This is a genomic window from Bradyrhizobium sp. B117 (genome assembly GCF_038969555.1).
In the GTDB taxonomy this organism is placed as follows: Bacteria; Pseudomonadota; Alphaproteobacteria; order Rhizobiales; family Xanthobacteraceae; genus Bradyrhizobium.
In genome coordinates, this window is record NZ_CP152414.1 from 9747622 (window position 1) to 9771497 (window position 23876).

The following is a 23876-nucleotide window of genomic DNA, read 5'->3' on the forward strand; positions in this document are numbered from 1 at the left end:
GGAGAGGCCGGGAGAGGACTCTCACGTCTTGGGGGTTCTCGCCTGCGGAAACACCCTCTCTCCACCTCTCCCCCGCAAGCGGGGGAGAGGGCGCAGCGTAGCTGCGGATAGATCCCGCTTCATCAATTGCCAGACCTTCAATGTCTCTCACCCTCGAAACCCGCGACCTCACCATCCGCTTCGGCGGCCATGTCGCGGTCAACAATGTCAGCTGCACGTTCCGCCCGGGCGAGCTCACCGCCATCGTCGGGCCGAACGGCGCCGGCAAGACCACCTATTTCAATTTGATCTCGGGCCAGCTGCGCGCCTCCAGCGGCAGCATCCTGTTCGACGGCACCGACATCACCCAGCATTCTGCGCCGCTGCGTACGCGCGCGGGTCTTGGTCGCGCCTTCCAGCTCACCAATCTGTTCCCGAACCTGTCCGTGGAAGAAAACGTCCGCCTCGCGGTGCAAGCTGCAAACGGTACGCACTACGACATGCTGCGGCCCTGGATGGTCCGCCGCGATTTGATCGCGCGCGCCGACGCCATCCTCGACCAGGTCGCGCTCGGCAATCGTCGCGGCGTCGCCGCGACCGCGCTGTCGCATGGCGACCAGCGCAAGCTCGAGGTCGCCCTGATGATCGCGCTGGAGCCGAAGGTGTTCATGTTCGACGAGCCGACCGCCGGCATGAGCATCGACGAGGTGCCTGTCGTCCTCAACCTGATCGCACAACTGAAGCAGGACAAGAGCAAGATCATCCTGCTCGTCGAGCACAAGATGGACGTGGTGCGCTCGCTCGCCGACCGCATCATCGTGCTGCATAACGGCCAGCTCGTCGCCGACGGCCCGCCGGCCGAGGTGATCGCTTCGCCCATCGTGCAGGAAGCCTATCTCGGCGTCGCCCCCAAGAGCACTGCAGAGAGTGCCGCATGACCGACCTCTTAAAACTTTCCGGCGTGCACACCCATATCGGGCGCTACCACATCCTCCAGGGCATCGACCTCGCCGTCCCGCAAGGACAGGTGACGATGCTGCTCGGCCGCAACGGCGCCGGCAAGACCACGACGCTGCGCACGGTCATGGGCCTGTGGCAGGCCTCGAGCGGCGAAATCACGCTCGCGGGCGAGCGCATCGAGAGCCGCGCGACGCCCGACATCGCCCGGCTCGGCGTCGGTTACGTGCCCGAGAGCATGGCGGTGTTCTCCGACCTCACGGTGAAGGAAAATCTCGTTCTCGCAGCCCGCGACGCGGCGATGGACGACAGGCAGCTGGAATGGATCTTTGGCTTCTTTCCGGCGCTGCGCCGGTTCTGGCTGTCGCGGGCGGGAAGCCTCTCGGGCGGACAAAAACAAATGTTGTCCATCGCACGCGCGATCATCGAGCCGCGCAAGCTGCTTCTGATCGACGAGCCGACCAAGGGCCTCGCGCCCGCCATCGTGATGGCGCTGATCGAGTGCCTGAAGGAGATCAAGCGCAAGGGCGCGACGATCCTTCTCGTCGAACAGAATTTCTTCGCCGCCCGCGAGCTTGGCGACAGCGTGCTGGTGATGGACAACGGCACCATCGTCCATCGCGGCGAGATGGCGGCGCTCGCTGCCGACGTGCCGCTGCAGGAGCGGCTGCTCGGCCTGAGCCTGGAGGCGCATCAGTGACTGACCTTGCCGCAACCGACCCGTTGCCGAAGCCGAAGCGCGACCTCGCGCCGATCCTGCTGCCGATCGCGCTCGCGCTTCTGATGATCCCGCTGATCGGATCGACCTCGTCCTGGCTGACCTTGACCGCGGCGAGCCTTGCCATGGGCATGATGATCTTCATCATGGCCTCCGGGCTCACACTCGTTTTCGGCCTGATGGACGTGCTCAATTTCGGCCATGGTGCCTTCATCGCCGTCGGTGCCTATGTCGCCACGCTGGTGCTGGCGCCGTTCGCGGCCTCCATTCAGGCGGATTCGCTCTGGGTGAACCTGGCGGTGCTCGCCCCGGCCGCGCTGCTCTCGATGGCGGTCTCCGGCGCGCTCGGACTGATCGTCGAGCGCGTGCTGATCCTGCCGGTCTACGGCCAGCACCTGAAGCAGATCCTGATGACCACGGGCGGCCTCATTGTTGCAGAACAGACGCTCTACGCGTTGTGGGGACCGCAGATCATCCCGATGCCGCTGCCAGCCTCGCTGCGTGGCTCCTTCATCCTCGGCGACGTCGCGATCGCCAAATACCGCGTGCTGGCGATGCTGATCGGTCTTGCCGTCTTCATCGCGATCCAGCTCGTGCTCAACCGCACCAAGCTTGGCCTGCTGATCCGCGCCGGCGTCGAGAATCGCGAGATGGTCGAGGCGCTCGGCTATCGCATCCGCCGCCTGTTCCTCGGCGTGTTCATGACGGGATCGGCGCTCGCCGGCCTCGGCGGCGTGATGTGGGCGCTCTACCGCGAGCAGGTGCACGCCTCCATGAGCGACGATCTCACCGTCCTCATCTTCATCGTCGTCATCATCGGCGGCTTGGGCTCGATCGGCGGCTGCTTCATCGGCGCGATTTTGGTGGCGATGGTCGCCAATTACGGCGGCTTCCTGGTGCCGAAACTCGCCCTCGTCTCCAACATCCTGCTGATGGTCGCCATTCTGATGTGGCGCCCGCGCGGCCTCTATGCGGTGACCAGCCGATGATGCTTCTTTCCGGTGACCCGCCGCGCAGCCGCGCGCTCACGCTCATTCTCGTTGTCGTCATCCTGGCGCTGGCGGCGACGCCGTTCCTGTTTCCGGGCGCCAAGGCGCTGAACGTTGCGGCAAAAATCTGCGTGTTCGCCGCGCTGGTGGCGTCCTACGATCTGCTGCTCGGCTATACCGGCTCGGTGTCGTTCGCCCACACCATGTTCTACGGCATCGGCAGCTACGCCATTGCGATCGCGCTATACGGCATGGGCCCGAACTGGGCTGCGGTCGCCACCGGCATCGTCACCGGCCTGCCGCTGGCGGCGCTACTCGCGCTTGCGATCGGCCTGTTCTCGCTGCGGGTCGCCGCGATCTTCTTTGCCATGATCACGCTCGCGGTCGCCTCCGCCTTCCAGGTGCTGGCCTCGCAGCTGTCCTGGCTGACCGGCGGCGAGGACGGCCGCAGCTTCCAGCTGCCGGAGCTGCTGCGTCCCGGCACGGTGCTGATCTCGAAAAACCTGTTCGGCTTCGAGGTTAACGGCCGCATCCTGACCTTCTATCTGGTGTTCGCGATTTCGGCCCTGATGATCCTTGCGCTGCTGCGCGTGGTGAACTCGCCGTTCGGCCGCGTGCTGCAGGCGATCCGCGAGAACCGTTTTCGCGCCGAGGCGCTCGGCTTCCGCACCGTCTTCCACCTCACTTATGCCAACTGCCTCGCCGCGCTCGTCGCCGCCGGTGCCGGCATTCTGAACGCGCTGTGGCTGCGCTATGCCGGCCCCGACACCTCGCTCAGCTTCTCGATCATGCTGGACATCCTGCTGATGGTCGTGATCGGCGGCATGGGCACGATCTACGGCGCGATCATCGGCGCCACCATCTTCATCCTCGCGCAGAACTATCTGCAATCGCTGATGGGCGTCGCCTCCAAGGCGGCGAGCGAAGCCGGCCTGCCGCTGCTGCCGGGGCTGTTGCATCCGGACCGCTGGCTGCTGTGGCTGGGACTGCTGTTCATCGCCAGCGTCTATTTCTTCCCGACGGGCGTGGTCGGACGTCTCCGCAGTGGCGGCAGCGACAAGAGCACGGGCGCCTCGCATTAAGCTGTGATTAATGATGCAGCGCAGCGGTTGCTGCGCGCGTCGCACAACCGAGGCGTGATTCCCGCCTCGGTACATGAGCGTGTCTTCATGCAACCGGATTAATGCTTAGGTAACTGGTTTTCCTAAGGTTTGCGCCATTTGTGCGGTGTATTTCTGTCCCTCCAGGGAGGGGAAATGCGCCAGGTCTTTACAGGGATGGCAGCCGGAATGTCCTTAGCCGCTCGAGGCGGCTGGGAGGCAGCGATTCGGCGCGGACCGGTGCTGTGGCTGACCCTGTGCGGCGTGTTGCTGGTCGCGGGGATCTTCACCGTGACCGCCATGGCCGTCGATGAATTCCGCGAGCGGACCCTCGTCAACCGCGAACGCGAGCTGGAAAACACCGTCAAGCTGATCGCGCGCCACTTCGATCAGCAGTTTGAAGATTCCGACGTCGTTGCCGCGGATCTGATCGGACAGATGAACCTGCCGGAGATCAAGTCGGCCGCCATGTTCCGCGAGCGCATGTCGGGACCGGCCGCGAACCAGATGCTGCGCAGCAAGATAAGCTCGGTCTCCTATCTCGGCGACATCGCGATCTACGACGCCGACGGCGAGCTGATCAACTGGTCGCGGAGCCAGCCGCTCCCCAAGATTAACGTCTCCTCGCGCGCCTATTTCCAGACCTTCAAGTCCGATCCGATGTCCGAGCCGGTCATCCTGGAATCAGTCCGCAGCTTCATCATCGGCAAATGGACCACGATCGTCGCCCGGCGGCTGCACGGCACCGACGGCACCTTCTTCGGCGCGATGGTTCGCCGTATCGATCCGGATACCTACCAGAGCTATTTCGCATCCGTCGCACTTGCCGACGGCACGGCGATCTCGCTGTTCGATCGTGAAGGCAAGATGCTGGCGCGCTATCCGCATGTCGAGGAGCTGATCGGCAGGAGCTTCAAGACGGCACCGCTGATGCAGAAGGTGCTGACCAGGGGCGGCCAGCAAACGCTTCGCGTCAGGAGTCCTTTCGACGGCGAGGAGCGGCTCGGCTCGGCCGCCTCGTTGAACCATTTTCCGCTGGTCATCGTCGCAACCAACACCATGAGCGCTGCGCTGGCCGACTGGCGGCAGCAGACCGGATTCATGGTCACGACCGCGACGCTCTCGGCCGCGGTAATCGCGATGATCCTCTATCTGATCATCCGCCAGATCAACCGGCAGAATCGCGACGCCCAGGCGCGGATCGAGGCGGAGCGGCAGCGGCTGGACACCGCGCTGAACAACATGTCGCAAGGCCTGATCCTGTACGACGCGAACGGCTACATCGTCATCTGCAATCGCCGCTATGCCGACATGTTCGGCCTCTCCCACGACGTCATCAAGCCCGGCTGCCATATCCTCGAGGCGATGCGCCACCGCAAGGAGCGCGGCGCGTTCGATGGCGACGTCGAGGCGTTCTGCGCCGACGTGATGCGGGTGGTGGCCGAAGGCACGGTCTCCACGCGAACCCATCATTTGCCGAACGGCCGCGCCTTCCAGGTCATCAACACCCCGCTCGCGCAGGGTGGATGGGTCGCCACCATCGAGGAGATCACCGAGCGGCGCAATCTGGAGCAGGAGCGCGACCGCAACTACACGTTCCTGCGCGAGATCATCGACCATATCCCCTCGCAGATCACGGTGAAGGACGCCCGGACGCGGCAATATCTGCTGGTCAACCGAACCGCCGAGGAGCAGTTCGGCCGATCGCGCGAGGCCATCGTCGGCAGGACTCCCTTCGACGTCTACCCGGAGGAGACGGCGAGGCTCGTCACCGAGGACGACAGCGAGGCGCTGCAAGGCGCCGACACCGGATTGTTCAAGGACGAGCATCCCTGGCCGAGCCAGACCAAGGGGATGCGCCATATCACATCGACGCGGATCAGCATCCGCGACGAGTCCGGCGAGCCGCGTTACCTCATCAGCGTGGTCGAGGACGTCACCGAGCGGCGGCGCGCCCACGACAAGATCGCGCATATGGCGCATTACGATGCGCTGACCGACCTGCCGAACCGCACGCTGTTCCGCGAGCAGATCGAACGCGAGCTGGCCAAGGTCGCGGATGGCTGCCAGTTCGCGCTGCTCTATATCGACGTCGACGAATTCAAGGGCATCAACGATTCGCTCGGCCATCATGTCGGCGACGAGCTGCTCAAGGCGATCGCGACCCGCCTGCGCGGCTGTCTCAAGAAGGGCGACCTGATCGCGCGGCTCGGCGGCGACGAATTCGCGGTGATCCAGACCGGAATCCAGTCCTCTGCCGACGTGCTGTCCTTCGTGACGCGGATCTACGAGGCGATCCGGCAGCCGTATCACTGCCTCGGCCATCAGCTCTCCACCGATGCCAGCATCGGGATCGCGCTGGCGCCGCAGGACGGGGCCGATCTCGACCAGCTCATCAAGAACGCCGACCTTGCGATGTACGGCGCCAAGGCCGAGGGTCGCCGCACCCACCGCTTCTTCGAGCCGGAGATGGACGCGAGCGCCAAGGCGCGCCTCGCCATGGAGCAGGATCTGCGCTGGGCGCTGGTCAATGGCGGCTTCGAGATCCACTACCAGCCGCTGGTCGATCTGCGCTCGGGCGAGGTCTCGGGCTGCGAGGCGCTGCTGCGCTGGCGGCATCCCGAGCGCGGCATGGTCTCGCCGGCGGAGTTCATTCCGGTGGCCGAGGACACCGGCCTCATCAACGAGCTCGGCGACTGGGTGCTGCGCACCGCCTGCAACGAGGCCGCGACTTGGCCGGCGCATGTGCGCGTCGCGGTCAACGTCTCGCCGGTGCAGCTCAAATGCGACACGCTGGCGCTGCGGATCGCCGGCGCGCTCGCCGCTTCGGGGCTGGACCCGCGCCGGCTCGAGCTCGAGATCACCGAGGCCGTGCTGATCCGCGACGACGAGGCCGCGCTCTCGATCCTGCACCAGCTGCGCGCGATCGGCGTGCGCATCGCGCTCGACGATTTCGGCACCGGCTATTCCTCGCTGAGCTATCTCAAGCGCTTCCCGTTCGACAAGATCAAGATCGACCGCTGCTTCGTCGCCGACATTGCGGAGACCAGCGGCGCGCCCGTCATCGTGCAGGCGGTGGTGAACATCGCCGCCGCCAGCAGCATGACCACGGTCGCCGAGGGCGTCGAGACCGAGGCGCAGCGCGAGATGCTGCGCAACCTCGGCTGCACGGAGATGCAGGGCTATCTGTTCAGCGCGCCGAAGCCGGCCGCTGACGTGCGCAAGCTGTTCGGCCCGGGCGATGCCGCGCCCGTGGCGGCGGTGGCCTGATGGCAAGATCGCGCAAGACCGTCGATGTCGCCGACTCCTATGCCGTGCGGCTGATGCAGCACCTGGTGGTACCGACCTTCGTGATCGACCCGAAGCGCCGCGTCGTGATCTGGAATCGCGCCTGCGAGCGCCTGACCGGCGTCGCCGCCGCCGAGGTGACCGGCACGACAAAGCACTGGCAGGCGTTCTACGAGACCAGGCGGCCCTGCCTTGCCGACCTCATCGCGCTCGACCGTCCCGAGCAGCTGCCGCAGTATTATTCGGAATATGCCGCGCGCGGCCATAACGGGCTCGGCTTCTCCGCGGAGAACTGGTGCGTGATGCCCAAGCTCGGCAGCCAGCTCTATCTCGCCATCGACGCCGGCCCGATCCATGACGAGGCCGGCCATCTGATCGCGGTGGTGGAGACGCTGCGCGACCTCACCGACCAGAAGCGCGCGGAGACAGCGCTGAAGGAGCTCGCCACCAAGGACGGGCTGACCGGCCTGTCGAACCGCCGCGCCTTCGACCAGATGCTGATGACGGAATGGGCCCGCGCCCAGCAAACGCAGAAGCCGATGGCGCTGCTGTTCGTCGACGTCGATCATTTCAAGCTGTTCAACGACCGCCACGGCCACCAGACCGGCGACGAATGCCTGCGCGCGATCGCCGCGGTCGTCAGCCGGCATGCCGTGCGCCCGCTCGATCTCGCCAGCCGTTATGGCGGGGAGGAGTTCGCGCTGATCCTGCCGGACATGGATGGCGAGGCCGCCTGCGCTGTTGCGGAGGACATCCGCACCGCCGTGATAGCCTTGGCGATCGCCCATGGCGCCGATGGCGCCCGCGACCACGTCACCCTCAGCGTCGGCGTCGCCAGTCAGATTCCGGGCGAAGCCGACGGCGGCCCGGACCGGCTGCTGGGTGCCGCCGACGAGGCGCTCTATGCGGCCAAACGGCTCGGCCGCAACCGCGTCATCGGCGCCGACCGCCTGCTCGCCGAATTCGCCGGCCTCCGCCGCGCGGGCGTGCCAGTTCCGGCCCCGATCCGGCGCAAAACGGCCTGACATGATGTCGGCGAGAAGCGGTTGCCCGCCCCCCGCCAATCAGCTAAATGGAGCCCGACTGCACCCGTAGCTCAGCTGGATAGAGCGTTGCCCTCCGAAGGCAAAGGTCACACGTTCGAATCGTGTCGGGTGCGCCAGTAAAATCAAGTACTTCCGACACTTTCCCATCTTGGGGTCGGCGCCGGGTAAGCACCCCGCCCCGCTCATGGCGTTCGAGCCGCATGGAACGAGCCAAAGCCGCGGACTTTGGGAGAATACTCTCTGCCATCGCCACGACACGCACCTAGTCGCAGCCTGTGATGCGCTTCACCGCCTTCGTGTACTTCAAGTGAAGTGAGCCGTCAGGCTGGTCCGACGGAGCATTGCGACCCAGGCGGCGATCTGAGTCCAGGCATGTTTGAAGGTCGAGTTGGATGTGCGAGCAGGATCCCAAGGCGTTGTTCTCGGCCTCCTCCTTCGACGCTCCGAATCCGACAAACGTCTGTACACGCCCGGCCTCGGTGTCGACCGCCGATACGAGAGTGATTTCGGAAATGTAATAGGACGAGCACGGCGCAGCGAGCACCTCGGCAGAAGCAAGCATTCCGATCCAGAGTACGCCCAACGAAGCTGCTTTCATGCTCCATCCTTTCAAGCGATGAACATCAGCAACCATCCAGATGCTACGGCGAAGCCCACAACGACAAATGATCGGATCATTGTGCTTCTCGCGGTGGTTCAGTATTCAACAACCGGCTTCGGGACGGGTCTTGAGCGAAATCAAGGTCCACTCCGCGAACGCCGACACGCCGTGCGCCTGCTCGAAGACAAGTGATCTCCGCGGCAGCAAGCGCCGGCGCCAATTACCTCTTCGTAGCCCAGTTGCTTACGCGCTTTGATGTAGACGTTCGTTCGACGGAATGATGACGCGAGAACGGACATGTCGCCGCACTTGCCGGCGCGCCACGATTCTTTCCTCAGGTCCCTTGATTTGAATCAATGCGACATCGCACGGCAAACCATTGTTGGCGTGGTGCTGGAGGCCGCTTACCCAGGAGGTCGCCGATGATGAAGATAGTAGTGATCGGAACAGCCGCGCTCCTTATTGCCGTACCGTCGATTGCCCGAGCGCAAACTCCCTCACCTGCGACGCCAGAGAAGCTCAACGCAGTGGACCGGAGTACATTGATGGACATGCGGATCGATTTGACCAAGGCCGCATTGCAACTGACACCCGAGCAGGAAAAGCTCTGGCCGCCTGTCGAGAGCGCCATTCGTGCCAGGGCGGAAGATCGGAAGGCCCGTGTTGCAAAAATCTCGGAAACAGTGGGTAGACGGGCCGACCAAAATGCCGTCGAAACCATGCGCAATCGCGATCCTATCGCCTTCTTGCAACGACGCTCGGAGGCCTTGGCTCAACGATCGGCCGATCTGGATAAACTCGCCGAGGCGTGGCAGCCACTCTACAAGACCCTCAATCCTGAACAGAGGCAGCGCATGGGGGCCCTCGCAGTCCTTGTGCTTCACGACATGAGCGATGTCGTGGAGCGACGTCGTGCGCAAGCCGAGGATGATGATTAAAGCGGGATGTTGACTGATAACCCGCCGTGACGGCCTGAACCTGCACGGCTAACCAACTCTAAGCCTGGGCGATGTCCCCTTTGGAAGGGCCGACATCCCCAGGCAGCATGCCGCGACTATCGAGGCGTCGCGTTCGGCTGAGCTACCCCTCGGACTGATCAGCAACGTCACCCAGTTTGTGGACTTCGACGCGCACGGACATGCCGAGGTAGTCCTCGGAGCTTCCCAACCATGCCCCCGCAAGAGGCACGGCCTGAGCGGGGTGCCGCGCGAGCGCGACAGGAATGAGATCGAATCCGGCGTTGATGTGATTGGTCGGATCGTAGTTCATCCAACCGGCGCCGGGCAGGAACACCTGCACCCACGCATGGGTGGCGCCCGAACCGGCCATCCCGATCTCGCCCCCATCGAGCGCCGCATCATAGATGTAACCGCTGACAAAGCGGGCCGCGAAGCCGAGCCGGCGCAAGGCCTCGATCATGAGCCACGCATAGTCCCTGCACGTTCCCGACCTCGCGTGCAAGGTTTGCGCGGGCGCAAGGGTCCCCTCCGCCTCCCGTGCCTGGTAGTTGAATCCGTCGCGGAAAGCGTCGAGCATCTGCTCCAGAGCACCGATCGTCTTGCCGTTGACGACAAAGCTCCTGGCCCACTCTGCGAGGGCAAGGTCAGGATCCTCGGTGTGCGGGCGCATGAAGCCGACGAGGTCGTTCCATTCGTCCGGCGTGTACTGCACGGGCATTCTCTCGGCCCGCCGCTCCAGCACGAACTGCTTCACGTCCTTGGCCCCGAAATGAATGCCCCGAAACTGAAACGTGAAGATCAACTCGCTGCCGGGCTCCTCGATCTCGATCTCCGCTATGTTGTTTGAAAGGCTGTCGCTAATCCACCGGATCCGCGAGCGAAGATTGGTGCCTGCGGACCAGCTTAGCAAGCGCCCGCCCGCTCCGCGCCGCGGCAGGAACATTGCGCGATGCGGGCCAAACGTCACCGGCCTGGCATAGTTGTAGGTCGTGGTGTGCTTGATCTCGAAGATAATGCCCATTGCGCCTCCGAGCATGATCGCATGATCCTCGGCCGAACGCGCCATCGGGCCGATGCCATCCTTTCGGTCCGGCGGCGCAATGATGCCATGGCTCCGTGCTCCGCGCAGTGAATGCGCTGATTGGCTCTACAGTGGGAATGAGCTGCGAGGCCTGAATGAAACGGCTGGAACCGCGGCATCGAAGCCGAGGCCCGGACGTTTCTCAGCGACACACGTAGGAACCATTCACGAGTACGCGCACACATGCTGTACCGGCAGCCGCCGCGCCGACCGCAGCTCCTCCTACGACTGCCCGTCGCGTCTGTCTGCGCGCAACGCCTGCGACGCTCATCGGTGTTGCCGGTCGTCCGACCCTGGCTTCTGCGCCTTGTACAAGCGACAGGCCGTCGCTTTCCGTCCAATTGATCGCGCCAAATCCGCATGCCAGCCCGATTGCTACCAACGCGATCTGCATTCCGCGAGACCTTTTCATCACGAGCCTCCTCGCAGTCAGTATTCCTTGGCTGCCGATACTTTCCCCGATGGCGAATGCGCCGTTTGATCTACATCAACAGGGAGAAGCCACCCTGGACGAGGGTTGCCCATTCGGAAGTTTGGCAAGCTGCCACGGCGCACGAAACGGTGTCGAGCCTTCATGCCTTTGCGGCTGGTTGCGCTACGAAGCGATGCCGACGCAGCAAAGCGCCAGCGCGGCGGGTGCGTTCTCGGCAGAAGGCGAAGCAACTGCGTGTGCCGTCCGACACATCGAGGAAGGCCTGCCATGCTCGAAGGTCTGATCTATCTGGTCATCAACATCGTTGTGGTTGGTCTCGTGATTTGGCTGTTGCGCTTCCTGATCGAGTTGAACCCCCTTGGCGGGCCGTTGCGACGAGTCGCAAACGTCGCGGTCGTGGTGATGGGTGTACTGATAATCGTCATGTTGCTCATGAACTTCGTGGGCAAACATCTCATGGCGTGACGCTCGCTTGGCCTTTGGCTCAGTCGGCACTGACACCTCAAACTTTGTGCGAGCGAACGCCCTAATCCGCCACTATCGCGAACGTTCACGTTTCGTGAGGACTTGCGGGTTTCAGGCGCACGCCATGCCTACGAACTTCAGAGGTCACGCACCAAATTGCCATCACCCATCAAGTGCGCTCGATGTTTTGACGAGTGAAAGAACCTTGACGCCGCGCTGATCGTCCTTGGGCGGGCGCAAACTGCTCTTCATCCAACCCATGACGATCGGGGACGTCAGCGGATCGAGCGAACACTCGTTTGACGCACGAGGCTTGTGGCTCGCTGTGAGCCACGCGCGCACACTGATGCGCGGGCGCTCGCCCCGCAGGGAACATAAATCTCGCCATCCCCGGATAAGCATCATTGGCGTGTACTGCCTTGGAGCGCGCCGAGCCGACCTGCGGATGGACACTTACTCGGGAGGTCGACGACTAATTTGGAGCTTGAAATTCCTGCTCGCGCCATTGTCCGAAAGGGAAGCTGCGGTAACAGGTGATGCCTGCGTACCAATATGCGTGATGGCCCCGTCCGAATGAATCCGCCCGCGTGGCATTGCCTGCGCCGATGCCCACAGCGAGTGACCTGGTCATCGTCACTCTCCTTTTCACGCAACGCAAAGTTGGAGCACTATCAGGGCAGCGTCAGTCCGCACGGTGAATCTGATAGGGTTTGATCTGGAGGCGGTCGTTTCGACCGCCTCCTCATCGCTGCAGTTGATCGGCGTGCCGATTTGCAACCAATTCCGCTGCTCTGCGCATCAGATCAGGGTGCCATGACGTCGCTGATATACCGACGCGCCGAAGTCGATGCTCGCTTCACTGGCTTTCGTCTGTGTCCTACGGGCAGCGGAACGGCAAGCCGTTGGCGCCTGTGACCAAAGTCCCCGACGTGCAGGCCATGCCGGCGGGCGTTATGTACCAGCCAGTACTGGCGCTGGCTGTGGACGCAGGATAGTAGGCATTAGCTCCCAAGCCTCCACCATAGTTGGAAGGCCCACCTCTGTAGGGACTCACGCCCGTAACTCCATAGTTGCCGGCGCCTGTGTAAGGGCCGCTTCCCCATCCCCATCCCCAGTTGGGGGATGTGGCCGCTACAGCAGCAGCTGTGCCCACGGCGGCCGCGCCGGCGACGCCAGCGCCGACGACCCCGGCTCCGTACCCGTATGCAGCCCGCCGGTTTTGACGGCGAGCAACACCTGCAACGCTCATTGGGGTCAGCGGTCGTCCGACCCGCGCTTGGGCACTCTCCACTGACAAAGAGATGCCGCGTTGTTCAGACCAACTGAACGAGAACAGTGCCGCACATGCGACAGTTGAGCCCGCAATTGCAAGTTTTGCTGGATGCATGTGTCTCATGAACTTGCTCCATCACTGGCTTGCCCCATGCTGAAAGGATGCTGCCTCCCTACTGGTCGGCATTGCGCTAGATCAAAATAGAGAAGACGACTTGCGAGCTCGGATGAGGCAGAGGCTTTGACGTTATCAACGAGCTTTCTCGATGGTGCGCGTCAAACCAACCGAGCCCGTGGCAGCGAGAACGACCAGCGCTTTCAAATTGAAAGAGGCGGCGATTGCGCCGCCTCCTTTTGGTCCGCGTGCTACTGGCAGACATACATGATTCCGTCAGCACCCTTGATCAACGTGCCGGGCGTGCAGCTAATGCCGTTGAGCCTCGCATAGCTATCCCAGCCGTCGTAGCAGGTATAGGAAGCAGCTCCAAAGACCCCGACCGTCGCGCCGTAGCCGGTCGTACCACCGACCCCACACCAGGGGCCGCCCGCGTAGTAGGCCCGCACCGCGTACCAGGGGAGACCGGTCTGATTGGGTATGTAGTTATTATAGGGGTATGGGCTGACATAGAGTCGTCTCGCCTGGGCGCTCTCAATCGAGAGCGAAGTCCCGCGCTGCTCAGACCAGCCAACGGTGAACAGTGCAGCAAAGGCGATAGTCGAAGTTGCAATCGCAAAATTTCTGAATGCCATCTGCTTCATCGTTTTGCTCCTATGCTATCGTCCCCCTTTGCATAAGAAGCCCGTCCGTTGAGGCCGAATTGACAAAGATCAAGTGCCTTGGGCCCACAATCGTGCGTAAGGCGCCAGCCGAAGGATGTTGATGCGTCGCGCTCTCAGACGTGTTTGCCCGGTGCTACGATGTTGGAAGTCGCAAAGATCATGAAAAGGCAATCAGGCGAGTGATGTCGGCTCCTGATCCCGATCAGACCGAAGTAGAGCTCCGACTGAAGCCAGCTTTTGATCCTTGAAGGGACCCGCCCTACCTCGCCAGGGCCATCGCATGCTTTCAACTTCTGATCAGATCGGCCCTGTCTTACCGCTTCGGCGCTAAAGGACGCACGCGGCGGCGCAGCGCTAATGGTTCACGGGCGGGGCCTCGACTATCTCGACAAAGACCCCGCCCACGTCAGGCGCTATGTAGTTGTCGCTGTGATTGCACTTACACAGCGAACTCGTGGGCGCGATGCTTCCAATCAACTACCCGCGCGCGATCGTTCGCCGCTCAATGTTTCATCTGCTCGAACACCACGATCACACCGGTCGGTTCGGGCTCGTGGGCCATCAGGCGCGTCAGGTCGGCATCGCCCCAATCGGCGAGGCTGACGACTTCGCCGCTCTCGCGTTCCGCGCCCGGCGACGGGGTGGGCTCGAGGACCTTGAGGCCCATCTCATCGACGAAGAAGGTGTGCTCGCCGAACATGCTGTTGAGCTGGGGCATGGCGGGATGCTCGTCGGGCAGCACCTGAGCGCCGAGTTGGTTGACGGTCTGCTTGACCTGTTCGGACGTTAGCTTCATCGGGCTGCTCCGTGTCTGTCGTGTCCGGTTTTGTCGACTCGAGCCGAAGTCCGGGCCGGAGCAGGCGTTCCCTGCGCCGTTCTCGCCTGGCTCAGCTTCCGAACAGGCACTGGGCGCAAACGTTCCAGCGAAATGCAATTCGTGATCGCGGAGTTTCATCCGCCGCACTCGCGGCACGGAAGCGCCACACGATGTGCACGATCTGGCAGCCGATCGCGCTACTTGGCGGCTTCGACAATCCTGATGTGACCTAGAGCGCGATGGCATCAAGATGAATCGCGCTTTAGGTTATTGTTTGAGCATGATCTTTTCGGAAAACCGCTACGCACTTTTCCGGATCAGGCTCTAGTGCTCGCTGCGGTTCTCGCCGACCGACAGCGCGCAGATACGTGACAGATAGGTGTAGGGCAGGCCGGTCTCCTCGGCCCAGGCGTTGAACTGCGCCTGCACCTTGGCGAGATCGCCTTTCGACTTCACCTCTTCGGCGATGTCGAGCCCGGCATCGCGCAGGCAGGCGACGACGTCCTTTGACGTCACGAAGCCATCCCAGCCGACGAAGCGCAGCAGCATCTGGCCGGTGTTGCCGCCGAGCCGGCTGCCGCGCTTGGTCAGGAGATCGAGCAGGCCGACCTCGTTCGAGGGCGGCCACTTCGCGAGAAACTTGCCGAAGCTGCCGTGCTCCTTCGCAATCTCCTGCACGAAGGCGGCGTTGTCGCGCACCGACATGATCTTGGCGCCGTTGCGCACGATGCGCGCATCCCGTAGCAGGCCTTCCCAATAGTCTTCAGGCTGGAAGCTGAGCTTGGCCGGCGCAAAGTGCAGGAAGGCTTCTTCAAAGCCGTCCCATTTCGAATCGATCACGCTCCAGGCAAAGCCGGCGCAAAACACCCGTTTTGTCATTTCGGCGAGGATACGGTCGTCGCCGAGCTTTGCGAGGCCCTTCAGGTCGGGCTTGTCGGGCATCAGCTTGTCCAGCGCCTTGGGCCCGCCCTTGCGCTTTTCCGCGCGGGCGCGAATGGTCTTGAAGGAGGTCATGCGGACACCCGCGTTGAGGTGCGCCACGACATCAGAATTCGATGATCCGGTCCAGCCCTGCGCCGATAGGCCCCTTGCGCGCTGCAGCGCGCCGCAGCATGCTCCCGCTCATTGGACTGACCGGAAGGAGCGGCCATGCTGGTCTGCTTCTTGCTTTATGACGTTTGGAATTCCCAGCCATTTTCAATCGCGAACGGATTTTCAATGCGCTGCCTAGTCGTGGCCGACCTGCACTACTCGCTGCCGCAGCTCGACTGGCTGGTCAGCGCGGCGCCGCAATTCGATCTCGTGATCTTCGCCGGCGATGCGCTCGACATCGGCTCGATGGTGGATTTCCGCGCGCAGATCGTGGTGGTGAAGAAATACCTCGCGCTGCTCGCGCGCCAGACCCGCGTCATCCTCTGCTCCGGCAATCACGATCTCGACGAGCGCGACGCGCTAGGTGAGAAGATCTCGCGCTGGATATCCGACGTGCGCGAGCTCGGGATTGCCTGCGACGGCGACAGCCTCACCATCGGCGACACCCTGTTCACGGTGTGCCCGTGGTGGGACGGACCGCTGGTCAGGCAGCGCATCGCCGACCAGCTGCGCGACGCGGCCGCCGAACGCCGGCGGCGCTGGATCTGGGCCCATCATGCGCCGCCGGCGAATTCACCGACGAGCTGGGGCGGCAAGCGCTTCTTCGGCGATGTCGAGCTGGTGCAATGGATCATGCAGTATCAGCCCTCGATGGTGATCTCGGGCCACGTGCACCAGTCGCCCTTCGTCACCGATGGCTCGTGGTTCGACCGGCTGGGCCAAACCTGGGTGTTCAACGCCGGCCTGCAGCCGGGCCGGCCGCCAACGCATATCGTGCTGGACCTCGATGCGGACAAGGCATTCTGGCTGGCGGCGGGCGAGGCGCAGTGGATCGACCTCAACGCGCCGCTGAAGCGGCCAGCCAACTCGATCGAGGAGCCGCCGGACTGGCTCACATTCTTGGATCGGATTGCCGATCCGAGCCTGGCGAGACCTCGAGCGGCGGCAGGTTGATCATGCTCTGGAGCACCTCGCCGACCATGGCGAGATGGGTGCCGTGGTCGGCATATTGCCGCTTGAGATCGGCGAGATAAGTGTTGGCGACGTTGAGCCGCTGCGCCAGCATTTTTGCGATCAGCAGCGCCACCTCGGGCTTCTGCTTCAGGAACGAGGCTGCATCCTCGAACTCGTAGACCACCGCGTCGGAGCACGCCCGCACCGTCGCGGTATGCGGCAGGCCGAGCAGCACGGACATCTCGCCGAGCACCGCGCCGGGCTCAGTGACGGTGGCAACCACCGTCTCGCCCTTGAGCACCTCGAGCTTGCCCTGCATCAGCACATAGAGATGGCCCGAGGCGCCGCCCTCGGTCACAAGGAGCGTGCCGACCACGACCTGCCGCTCGGTCCCGCCGGTGCAATAATCCAGAACTGCGCGCATCCTGCAAAACTCCCGTAAGGGGGCAGTAGAGCACGATCCGCGCCGCAGGCTTGCTCAAATTTCCGGCATGGCTTGAGGCTATTGTTTGCGCATGATCTTTCCGGAAAACCGCCGCGCACTTGTCCGGATGCTGCGCTAGCGCAACAGGCGCTTGGCGAAGTGGATCGACTGCCAGTCGCCGAGGCCGGTGTCCGCAAAACCTGCTTTCTTCGCAAGGCCGCGCATTTCGGCGTTGGCCCGCGCGGTCTCGGCGGCGATCATCTCGTGACCGAGATCACCGGCCCGCGTTTCCATCGCCGTCATCATCTGAAGGCCGAGCCCCCTGCGCTGAAAGGCGTCGGCGACCGAGATGGCGAACTCGCCATGCCGTGCAGCCGCATCATAGGCGTAGCGCGCTTCGCCGATGATCGTGCCCTGCCCGTCCTGCCTGAGCTCGGCGAGCAAGGTGAAATGATCGGGACGATCGGCCTTGGGCACGCATTCGGCCGCGACCACGGTGAGGTCGGCCCGCGCGCCCATGAAGCGCTTGTTGCGCGACGTGGCGGAGAGACCGATGAAATAGACCGACAGGCTCTCCACATCGGATGCGCTCGCGGTCCTGATGCAGACCATGCCCTTCGCTTCGGCCAACTCGACCGGCTCGATGACGGCTCCCGGAAACAGCTGGGACATGCGTGATGCTTTCGGCACGTTGCTGGGACCTGCAGACCTAGCCGAGACCGCGGACTTGCGGCTTGGACATCACTGCCAATCATGCGGCTGAAAACGAACAGCTCGTTTTCCCGTGCCGTGCATCACACGGCCGCATTCAAGCGGCCTCACGCCTCCCGACGCGCCGCTCCGGCCTTATCGCAGTCATCGACTGTTCCTCAGCGTCCTGTGGTGTGCGCCCCTACTTGAGGGCCCGCTTCTCGCGAATATTCCTCGCTCCGAGTGGGTCGGACCAAATCTCACTCGGGTCATATTTGCACATGAGCCATTTCAACAAATGAATTCGGTAGGGGGCGACCGATGATCGATATCACTGCGCGGCGGCAGATAGTCGTCCGGAATCCGGCTGCCGGTCGAGGGATGAGGCACGCTGATAAGAACACGCATGGACTTTCGCTCCGCGTCCGCGTCACACCCGCGAGAGTGAAGGCACCTCCTCCGGCATGATCGCCTGGAGGCCGCCGAAGCGGCGCTCGCGGCCATGGAAGGAGGCCAGCGCCGCGGCGAGATCGTCGGCGTCGAATTCGGGCCACATCCGCTCGGTGAAGTGCAGCTCGGCATAGGCGCCTTCCCACAGCAGGAAGTCCGACAGCCGCTTCTCGCCGGAGGTGCGGATGATGAGATCGACGTCGCGAAGACCGGCTTCGCCAGTGACGAGCTGCGAGAAGGCTTCGCGGGTGAGGCTCGTCAGCGCCGCCGCCTTTGCCGCGGCGTTGAGGATGGCGTCGCGCGCCGAGTAGTCGACCGCGATACGCAAATGCAGCGTGCAGCCGTTGGCCGTGGCGTCCTCGGCGCGCGCGATCGCGTTCGCGATGCCGTCGGGCAGGCGGTCGCGACGGCCGATCACGGTGAGACGCACGCCGTTCCTGACGAGGCTCTGCACCTCGTTGGCGAGATAGAAGCGCAGCAAGGTCATCAGCGCGGCGACTTCGGGCTTGGGCCTTCTCCAATTGTCGGTAGAGAAGGCGTAGAGGGTCAGCGTGCCGATGCCCTGCTTGGGCGCGGCCTCGACGATGCGGCGGATGGTCTCGACGCCGGCCTCGTGGCCGCGTACGCGCGACAGTCCGCGCCGCGTCGCCCATCTGCCGTTGCCGTCCATGATGATTCCGACGTGAAGCTTCTCGCGAGACGTAAGGTCACTTTGCATTGCAAAGTCTCCGGTCAAAAAAGGGGGATCAGGTCGAGACGATGCCGAGGCGGCCGAGCGGCGGCGCCTCGCGGCCCGCGGCCTTGGCGGCGTCGCGCACCAGGCGCTCGAGCACGGCGAGATAGTCGAGGAAGCGGCGGCGGCCGGCCTTGGTCAGGCGGCAGGTGGTGTGCGGGCGATTGCCCTCATAGCCCTTGGTCACCTCGACGAGCCCGGCCTCCTGAAGCACGGCGAGATGCCGGCTGAGATTGCCGTCGGTGAGGCCGCAAAGCTGCTTGAGATCGGCAAACGCCAGTCCCTTGGGGTGTGCCATCAGCGAGGTCAGAAGCCCGAGCCTCGCCTTCTCATGGATTACGCGGTCGAGCCCTTCGTAGGAGAAGGGCGCACTGTCAGTCTTCGACATCATGGTCTCCGGACGCGAAATACAGAATCGCCGCCATCATGGATTGCCCGATCACGAAGGGCAGGCCCATGGTCCATGGCGACAGCGTGTGGGTCCGGCTTGCGAGCACCACGACCGCAAAGCCGGAGATGAAATACCAGGCGCCGGCAAGCGCGACGGTGCGCGGCAGCGAGCGAACCGAAGCGAAGATGCCGAGCGACACCAGGATCTGCCACAGGCCCGGCAGTAGCCACAGCGTCTCGCTCGCGAACTTCCACATCACAACAGCCAGCAGGATGCCGGCGACGCCCGCGGGCAGGAACTGCTCGACCGCCTGATGGATCATGGCGTCGGCGAGACCCGAATGATGACGACGCGAGCGCGCCCGCATCTCGATGCCGATCACCAGGACGGAGAGCACAGCGGCGATAAACCAGCCGAAGAAGAAACCGATCGGCTCACTCGTGGGATCGCGGAGCAGCCAGAATTGCAGGATCGCCGTGATCAGTGCGACGGCGCCGGTCGCAGCCATCGTCGCCGGGCCATAGCCGCGAAACGCGGTGCCTGCCGCGATCTGGCTGCGGATCGCCACGATGTCGGCCAGTGCCTTGTCGAGATCGCGCATCGGCAATGCCAAAACCTCGCTCCACCCACGCTGGTCGGGATTGCTGCCCCATTACTTTGTACTGCAAAGTATATAGCAGTGCAAAGTAAACGCAAGGCGAAATCATTCGAATGAGACGTGACCGGAGGGAGACAACTGCGGGTTGCGCGCCCCTGTCCCGGCCGCTAAGGTGTTCCCATAATGTTCCTGGGGGAAGAGTATGTGGCTTAAGTCGTTGGTCGTCGCGTCTTGCTTGCAACTCGGTTTCGTCGGCGTGGCGCAGGCGGCGGGGCCGTTCGGCTCCGTCAATGTGGGCAACTGGATCGGCGGCGCCTTCAGTAATGACGAGACCGGAGCGTTCTCGCATTGCGCGGCGACCACGCCCTATGCGAACGGCGTCATCCTCGTCGTGAGCCAGAATGCCGCCGGCACATGGTCGCTCGCCTTTGCGAGTCCCAGCTATCGCTTCAACAAGGGCGAGAACGCCGCGATCGACGTGACCTTTGACGGACAGGAGCAAGCCAGGCTGTACGCCACGGCGTACCAGTCGAACATGCTCACGGCCGTCATGCCGCTCAATGTCGTACGCACCTTCCAGAAGGCGAGCCTGATGGTGGCGACAGCCGGCCGCGCCGTCCTGAATTTCGATCTGACCTCGACCGGGCCGGTGATCGCCGCGTTGGCCAATTGCGTGACCAAGGTGAAGGCCGACGGGCTCGACAAGGCGGGCGACTTCACCAAGATCGCCGCCAAGCCGCAGCCCGTGCCGGACAAGCAGACGCCGCCGGCCGGCAGCAAGGCTGCCCGGGCCAAGAGCGGCACCGGCTTCGTGGTCAGCGCGAACGGCCACATCGTCACCAACAACCACGTGATCGACGGCTGCGTCGGCGACATCAAGGGTAACCTCACCGGCGAGGCCTCGATGGTGCTGCGCGTCGTGTCGAGTGATGCGAACAACGATCTCGCTTTGTTGCAGGCGCCTTCGACGGCGACATTCAAGGATTTTGCGCGGATCCGCGACCGCTCGATCCGCTCCGGCGATTCCATCGTCGCGATCGGCTTTCCCTTCCATGGCCTTCTGACCTCGGATTTCACCGTGACGACCGGCATCGTCAGCTCGCTCAGCGGCATGCGCAACGATTCGCGTTTCCTGCAGATCAGCGCGCCGGTGCAGCCCGGCAATAGCGGCGGCCCGCTGTTCGACGCCACCGGTCAGATCGTGGGCGTGGTTACCGGAAAGATCCCAGCATTGCGTATCGCCGCGGTGACCGGCAACATTCCCGAGAACATCAACTTCGCCATCAAGACCGGCGTGCTGCGCGACTTCCTCGACAATTCCGTGGTGCCCTACCAGACCGCCGAGCCGAAGGCCGAGCTCAAGACCACCGACATCGCCGGCAACGCGCGGCCATACACGATGCTGATCTCGTGCAACGCGATGGAGCAGGCCGACGCGAAGCGGTGAAGCGCGACTGACGGCACGCTGCCGCGCCAACCACCGCTGTCATTCCCCGCGACCCGGCTACGCCAAGGCTTCGCCGAGGTTTCGGTCTTGGGCGCGCCGAAGCTTTAGCGTAGGCGGCAGGCGGGGAATCCAGTACGCCGTGGCATCTCGATGAACCACTGATATCTCGGAGTGCTGGATCGCCCGGTCAAGCCGGGCGATGACACCGTTGGCGCCGATGCCCCTCTCACCCGTGGCAGCACGCTCCCTTCGCCTGCGGCTCGTACTGGTCGCGGAGGCGCACCCAATCCATCGGATAAGGCAGGCCATCCTCGTGGCGGCCGAGCGGGGTGAGATCGAGGTACTGATAGGCGGCGTTCATCATGTCGAGGCCGCGGGCGAAGCAGGAATAGGTGTGGAAGATCTCGCCGGCATCGTTACGGAAGAACACACTGATGCCGGGGAGCTCGGGGCCGTAGAATGGCGTGGTGCCGAAATTGTATTTCAGGACACCCTTGTCGATCTCTTCGCGCGTGAACGAGACCTCGTAATCGCGGTTGAAGTCGTTGCCGCCTGACGAAACCCAATCGAACGTCCAGCCCATCCGCCTCTTGAAGGCTTCGAGCTTTGCGACCGGCGCCAGCGAGATCGCGGCCATGGCGGTGTCGCGCGCGGCAAGGTGCGGCGCCATGCGATCGAGTCCGTCGGCCCAGAACGAGCAGCTCTTGCAGGCGACATCCCAGTCGGGCGCGAACATCACGTGCTGGACCACGAGCTGCGGACGGCCCTTGAAGAGATCGCCGAGCGTCACCCTGCCGGTCGGCGCCTCGAACACATAGTCCTTGTCGACCCGGACCCAGGGCAATGCGCGGCGCTCTGCGGCGAGGCGCTCGCGAGCCTGGCTGAGCTCCTTCTCATGCGCGAGATGAGCCTTGCGCGCTGCGATCCATTGCTCGCGCGAGACGATCTGATGGGACTGCATGGCGTTCTCCTCTGACGGGACTTCAGGCAACGAAGGCATCGAGCTTGTCGAACGACGAGATCCAGCCATGCTGGTGGTTGTCGCGTGCGGTCTCGTCGAAGAACTGGCCGTGATGGAAGACCATCAAGGTCCCGGCACTATCCGGCTTGAACGTGATCGTCACCAGCGATTCGCGTTCCGGGGTCGAATGCCAGGCCCAGGTGAAGACGAGACGTTCGTTCGGCACCACCTCGCGATAGGTGCCGCCGGCCTCGAAATATTCGCCGTCGGCACTGGTGAAGCTGATGCGAAAGCGGCCGCCGGCGCGGACGTCGAGCTCGGCTTCAAGCGTCGCCGGCTTCATGTTCGGCGGCCCGAACCACTGCGCTAGCTGCGCGGCTTGCGTCCATGCGGCGTAGACCTTTTCCGGCCGCGCGCGGAGCCGGCGCGTGAGCGTGAGGCTTGGTCGTTCAAGGCCTGGGCGCTCGTTTGGGGGAGCGGCTGTGCGGGAATTGGTGTCGACGGCTGCGTTGGCCATGTGTCTTCCTCCACGAAAGCGGCAAGGCGATCGAACTTCTCGGACCAGAACTGCGCGTAGCGATTGAGCCAGTTCATCGCCTGCTCCATCGGCTGCGCGGTGAGCCGGCAGGACACCGTGCGCCCGGTCTTCTCCCGCACGATCAGGCCTGCATCCGTGAGCACGTCGAGATGCTTCATGATCGCCGGCAGCGAGACCGGAAACGGCGCGGCGAGCTCGCTCACCGACAGGCCGTCCTGCTCGCCGAGGCGCGCCAGCAATGCGCGCCGCGTCGGGTCGCAGAGCGCGGCAAAGGTCCGGTCCAGCGCGTCGTCCCTATACTTAACCATATGGTTTAGTATAGGGACGAGCGAAGACGCGTCAAGCAGGAACCCGCGTGCGCAGGTCTGCACGACTGCGTGATCAGGCAGAAGCCGATCAAATAGCTAGTATGGCGGAACGCGCCGACCGCGCAGCGCCGGTGGAAGCGGCGGTCGCGTGGCCACGGCAGGATTCTGTGCGCAGAAACCCTTGCGGCCGGACGCGCTCAGCAGACACTGCTCGCGAGTTTGATAGGAGCAGTCGCCGGGATAGCCATATTCCGAATCCTGGATGCACCACGCGTAGTCGTAGTCCGCGCGCGCCGAACTGCCGCCGGCGAGCCACATCAGGGCCATGGTGCCCAGCACGAATTGCACCTTGCGCATGACCGATCTCCCACGTTCGCCTCACAGAGAGAAAGGCTCGGCGAGCCGATTTATTCCGGAGCGACCATGCGAAAATGCATCGCGCAGGGTGAGCGGCGGCTTCGCAACTCGCGCGATCAGTACGGCGCTACAGGCCGCGCGCGCCGGTGCGGCCGCGGGAGCTGCTGCTGGCCGTAGGCAAAGCGGGGGTTGCGGTCGCAATACAGCAGCCGTCCGGAGACGCTGGCCTGGCACTGTTCATAGGTGCTGTAGGCGCATTCGCCGGGATAATCATATTCGCCGCCTTGGGCGCACCAGGGATAGTCGCGGGCAGCGGCTGGCGTCGCGGTGACGAAGCCGGCAAGAACCGTCGCGCCCAGTGTCAGCAGCGCCAATTGCGTCTTGCGCATGATCCCAACTCCTCTTCTCACAGCGCGAGACACGCGCCTTCCATCATCAGCTTTCGTGG

At 63.7% G+C, this 23876-nt stretch carries 25 protein-coding genes, 1 tRNA gene and 1 pseudogene; 11 read left to right on the forward strand and 16 right to left on the reverse strand.

Annotated features, from left to right (window positions below; genetic code table 11):
* Positions 1-140: 140 nt before the first annotated feature.
* From AAFG16_RS46165 to AAFG16_RS46195, 7 genes are all read left to right on the forward strand, one after another.
* Positions 141-917 (forward strand): ABC transporter ATP-binding protein, encoded by a 777-nt coding sequence (locus AAFG16_RS46165; RefSeq protein WP_283082788.1) that lies wholly within the window; start codon positions 141-143, stop codon positions 915-917.
* Positions 914-1636 carry an ABC transporter ATP-binding protein gene (locus AAFG16_RS46170; RefSeq protein WP_342735941.1) on the forward strand — a complete coding sequence of 241 codons (723 nt, stop codon included), beginning with the start codon at positions 914-916 and terminating at the stop codon, positions 1634-1636. Before AAFG16_RS46165 ends, AAFG16_RS46170 begins: the two co-directional genes overlap by 4 nt.
* Positions 1633-2643, forward strand: coding sequence for a branched-chain amino acid ABC transporter permease (locus AAFG16_RS46175; protein WP_342735943.1), 1011 nt, complete (start codon positions 1633-1635; stop codon positions 2641-2643). The genes AAFG16_RS46170 and AAFG16_RS46175 overlap by 4 nt, the downstream gene beginning before the upstream one ends.
* Positions 2640-3725, forward strand: a complete 1086-nt coding sequence (locus AAFG16_RS46180) for a branched-chain amino acid ABC transporter permease (protein ID WP_283082791.1) — start codon at positions 2640-2642, stop codon at positions 3723-3725. The genes AAFG16_RS46175 and AAFG16_RS46180 overlap by 4 nt, the downstream gene beginning before the upstream one ends.
* 174 nt (positions 3726-3899) lie before the next feature.
* A complete protein-coding gene (locus AAFG16_RS46185) occupies positions 3900-7013 on the forward strand; it encodes an EAL domain-containing protein (protein ID WP_342735945.1) in 3114 nt (1037 codons plus the stop codon).
* Positions 7013-8056: a diguanylate cyclase gene (locus AAFG16_RS46190; protein WP_342735947.1), complete on the forward strand. Its 1044-nt coding sequence runs from the start codon at positions 7013-7015 to the stop codon at positions 8054-8056. Before AAFG16_RS46185 ends, AAFG16_RS46190 begins: the two co-directional genes overlap by 1 nt.
* A gap of 60 nt (positions 8057-8116) precedes the next feature.
* Positions 8117-8193, forward strand: a tRNA-Arg gene (locus AAFG16_RS46195).
* Positions 8194-8339: 146 nt separating this feature from the next.
* On the opposite strand, the gene AAFG16_RS46200 is transcribed toward AAFG16_RS46195, so the two are convergent.
* Positions 8340-8675: a hypothetical protein gene (locus AAFG16_RS46200; RefSeq protein WP_283082794.1), complete on the reverse strand. Its 336-nt coding sequence runs from the start codon at positions 8673-8675 to the stop codon at positions 8340-8342.
* A 425-nt stretch (positions 8676-9100) separates the two neighbouring features.
* On the opposite strand from AAFG16_RS46200, the gene AAFG16_RS46205 reads away from it, so the two are divergent.
* A complete protein-coding gene (locus AAFG16_RS46205; protein ID WP_283082795.1) occupies positions 9101-9616 on the forward strand; it encodes a Spy/CpxP family protein refolding chaperone in 516 nt (171 codons plus the stop codon).
* Positions 9617-9758: 142 nt separating this feature from the next.
* On the opposite strand, the gene AAFG16_RS46210 is transcribed toward AAFG16_RS46205, so the two are convergent.
* Positions 9759-10703: a transglutaminase family protein gene (locus tag AAFG16_RS46210; RefSeq protein WP_283082796.1), complete on the reverse strand. Its 945-nt coding sequence runs from the start codon at positions 10701-10703 to the stop codon at positions 9759-9761.
* Between the two features lie 157 nt (positions 10704-10860).
* On the reverse strand, positions 10861-11130 hold the full coding sequence (locus tag AAFG16_RS46215) for a hypothetical protein (RefSeq protein WP_283082797.1): 270 nt from the start codon (positions 11128-11130) through the stop codon (positions 10861-10863).
* A 288-nt stretch (positions 11131-11418) separates the two neighbouring features.
* Here AAFG16_RS46215 and AAFG16_RS46220 point away from each other — a divergent pair, with 288 nt between their 5' ends.
* A complete protein-coding gene (locus AAFG16_RS46220) occupies positions 11419-11616 on the forward strand; it encodes a hypothetical protein (protein ID WP_283082798.1) in 198 nt (65 codons plus the stop codon).
* Between the two features lie 1638 nt (positions 11617-13254).
* Here the strand turns inward: AAFG16_RS46220 and AAFG16_RS46225 are convergent.
* The 3 genes from AAFG16_RS46225 to AAFG16_RS46235 all read right to left on the reverse strand — a co-directional run bounded on the left by AAFG16_RS46225 (position 13255) and on the right by AAFG16_RS46235 (position 15499).
* The gene (locus AAFG16_RS46225) at positions 13255-13647 is read right to left on the reverse strand and encodes a hypothetical protein (protein WP_342735951.1); all 393 of its coding nucleotides are present in this window, start codon (positions 13645-13647) and stop codon (positions 13255-13257) included.
* 523 nt (positions 13648-14170) lie between these two features.
* Positions 14171-14464: a hypothetical protein gene (locus tag AAFG16_RS46230; protein WP_283082800.1), complete on the reverse strand. Its 294-nt coding sequence runs from the start codon at positions 14462-14464 to the stop codon at positions 14171-14173.
* A gap of 345 nt (positions 14465-14809) precedes the next feature.
* The gene (locus AAFG16_RS46235) at positions 14810-15499 is read right to left on the reverse strand and encodes a DNA-3-methyladenine glycosylase I (RefSeq protein WP_342735953.1); all 690 of its coding nucleotides are present in this window, start codon (positions 15497-15499) and stop codon (positions 14810-14812) included.
* 204 nt (positions 15500-15703) lie between these two features.
* On the opposite strand from AAFG16_RS46235, the gene AAFG16_RS46240 reads away from it, so the two are divergent.
* Positions 15704-16531: a metallophosphoesterase family protein gene (locus AAFG16_RS46240; protein ID WP_342735955.1), complete on the forward strand. Its 828-nt coding sequence runs from the start codon at positions 15704-15706 to the stop codon at positions 16529-16531.
* On the opposite strand, the gene AAFG16_RS46245 is transcribed toward AAFG16_RS46240, so the two are convergent.
* The 5 genes from AAFG16_RS46245 to AAFG16_RS46265 all read right to left on the reverse strand — a co-directional run bounded on the left by AAFG16_RS46245 (position 16470) and on the right by AAFG16_RS46265 (position 19820).
* Entirely contained in the window at positions 16470-16955 is a 486-nt protein-coding gene (locus AAFG16_RS46245; RefSeq protein WP_342735957.1) for a cyclic nucleotide-binding domain-containing protein, read from the reverse strand. The two genes, AAFG16_RS46240 and AAFG16_RS46245, sit on opposite strands and share 62 nt — an antisense overlap.
* A gap of 135 nt (positions 16956-17090) precedes the next feature.
* Positions 17091-17627, reverse strand: coding sequence for a GNAT family N-acetyltransferase (locus AAFG16_RS46250; protein ID WP_342735959.1), 537 nt, complete (start codon positions 17625-17627; stop codon positions 17091-17093).
* A 448-nt stretch (positions 17628-18075) separates the two neighbouring features.
* Positions 18076-18813 (reverse strand): di-trans,poly-cis-decaprenylcistransferase, encoded by a 738-nt coding sequence (locus tag AAFG16_RS46255; protein WP_342735961.1) that lies wholly within the window; start codon positions 18811-18813, stop codon positions 18076-18078.
* A gap of 28 nt (positions 18814-18841) precedes the next feature.
* Complete coding sequence (locus tag AAFG16_RS46260; RefSeq protein WP_027542101.1) at positions 18842-19216, reverse strand: transcriptional regulator; 375 nt, start codon at positions 19214-19216, stop codon at positions 18842-18844.
* Complete coding sequence (locus AAFG16_RS46265) at positions 19203-19820, reverse strand: hypothetical protein (RefSeq protein ID WP_342741088.1); 618 nt, start codon at positions 19818-19820, stop codon at positions 19203-19205. The genes AAFG16_RS46260 and AAFG16_RS46265 overlap by 14 nt, the downstream gene beginning before the upstream one ends.
* A gap of 199 nt (positions 19821-20019) precedes the next feature.
* Here AAFG16_RS46265 and AAFG16_RS46270 point away from each other — a divergent pair, with 199 nt between their 5' ends.
* Positions 20020-21264, forward strand: coding sequence for a serine protease (locus AAFG16_RS46270; RefSeq protein WP_342735965.1), 1245 nt, complete (start codon positions 20020-20022; stop codon positions 21262-21264).
* Positions 21265-21490: 226 nt separating this feature from the next.
* Here the strand turns inward: AAFG16_RS46270 and AAFG16_RS46275 are convergent, their stop codons facing one another.
* The 5 genes and pseudogenes from AAFG16_RS46275 to AAFG16_RS46295 form a co-directional block, all read right to left on the reverse strand.
* Positions 21491-22225 carry a thioredoxin family protein gene (locus tag AAFG16_RS46275; protein ID WP_342735967.1) on the reverse strand — a complete coding sequence of 245 codons (735 nt, stop codon included), beginning with the start codon at positions 22223-22225 and terminating at the stop codon, positions 21491-21493.
* Positions 22226-22247: 22 nt separating this feature from the next.
* Positions 22248-22580 (reverse strand): annotated as a pseudogene (locus tag AAFG16_RS46280) (SRPBCC domain-containing protein); the annotation flags it as partial.
* A gap of 11 nt (positions 22581-22591) precedes the next feature.
* Entirely contained in the window at positions 22592-23071 is a 480-nt protein-coding gene (locus tag AAFG16_RS46285; protein ID WP_342735969.1) for a metalloregulator ArsR/SmtB family transcription factor, read from the reverse strand.
* A 96-nt stretch (positions 23072-23167) separates the two neighbouring features.
* Entirely contained in the window at positions 23168-23428 is a 261-nt protein-coding gene (locus AAFG16_RS46290) for a DUF3551 domain-containing protein (RefSeq protein WP_342735971.1), read from the reverse strand.
* A 116-nt stretch (positions 23429-23544) separates the two neighbouring features.
* Positions 23545-23817, reverse strand: a complete 273-nt coding sequence (locus AAFG16_RS46295; RefSeq protein ID WP_342735973.1) for a DUF3551 domain-containing protein — start codon at positions 23815-23817, stop codon at positions 23545-23547.
* Positions 23818-23876: the final 59 nt, after the last annotated feature.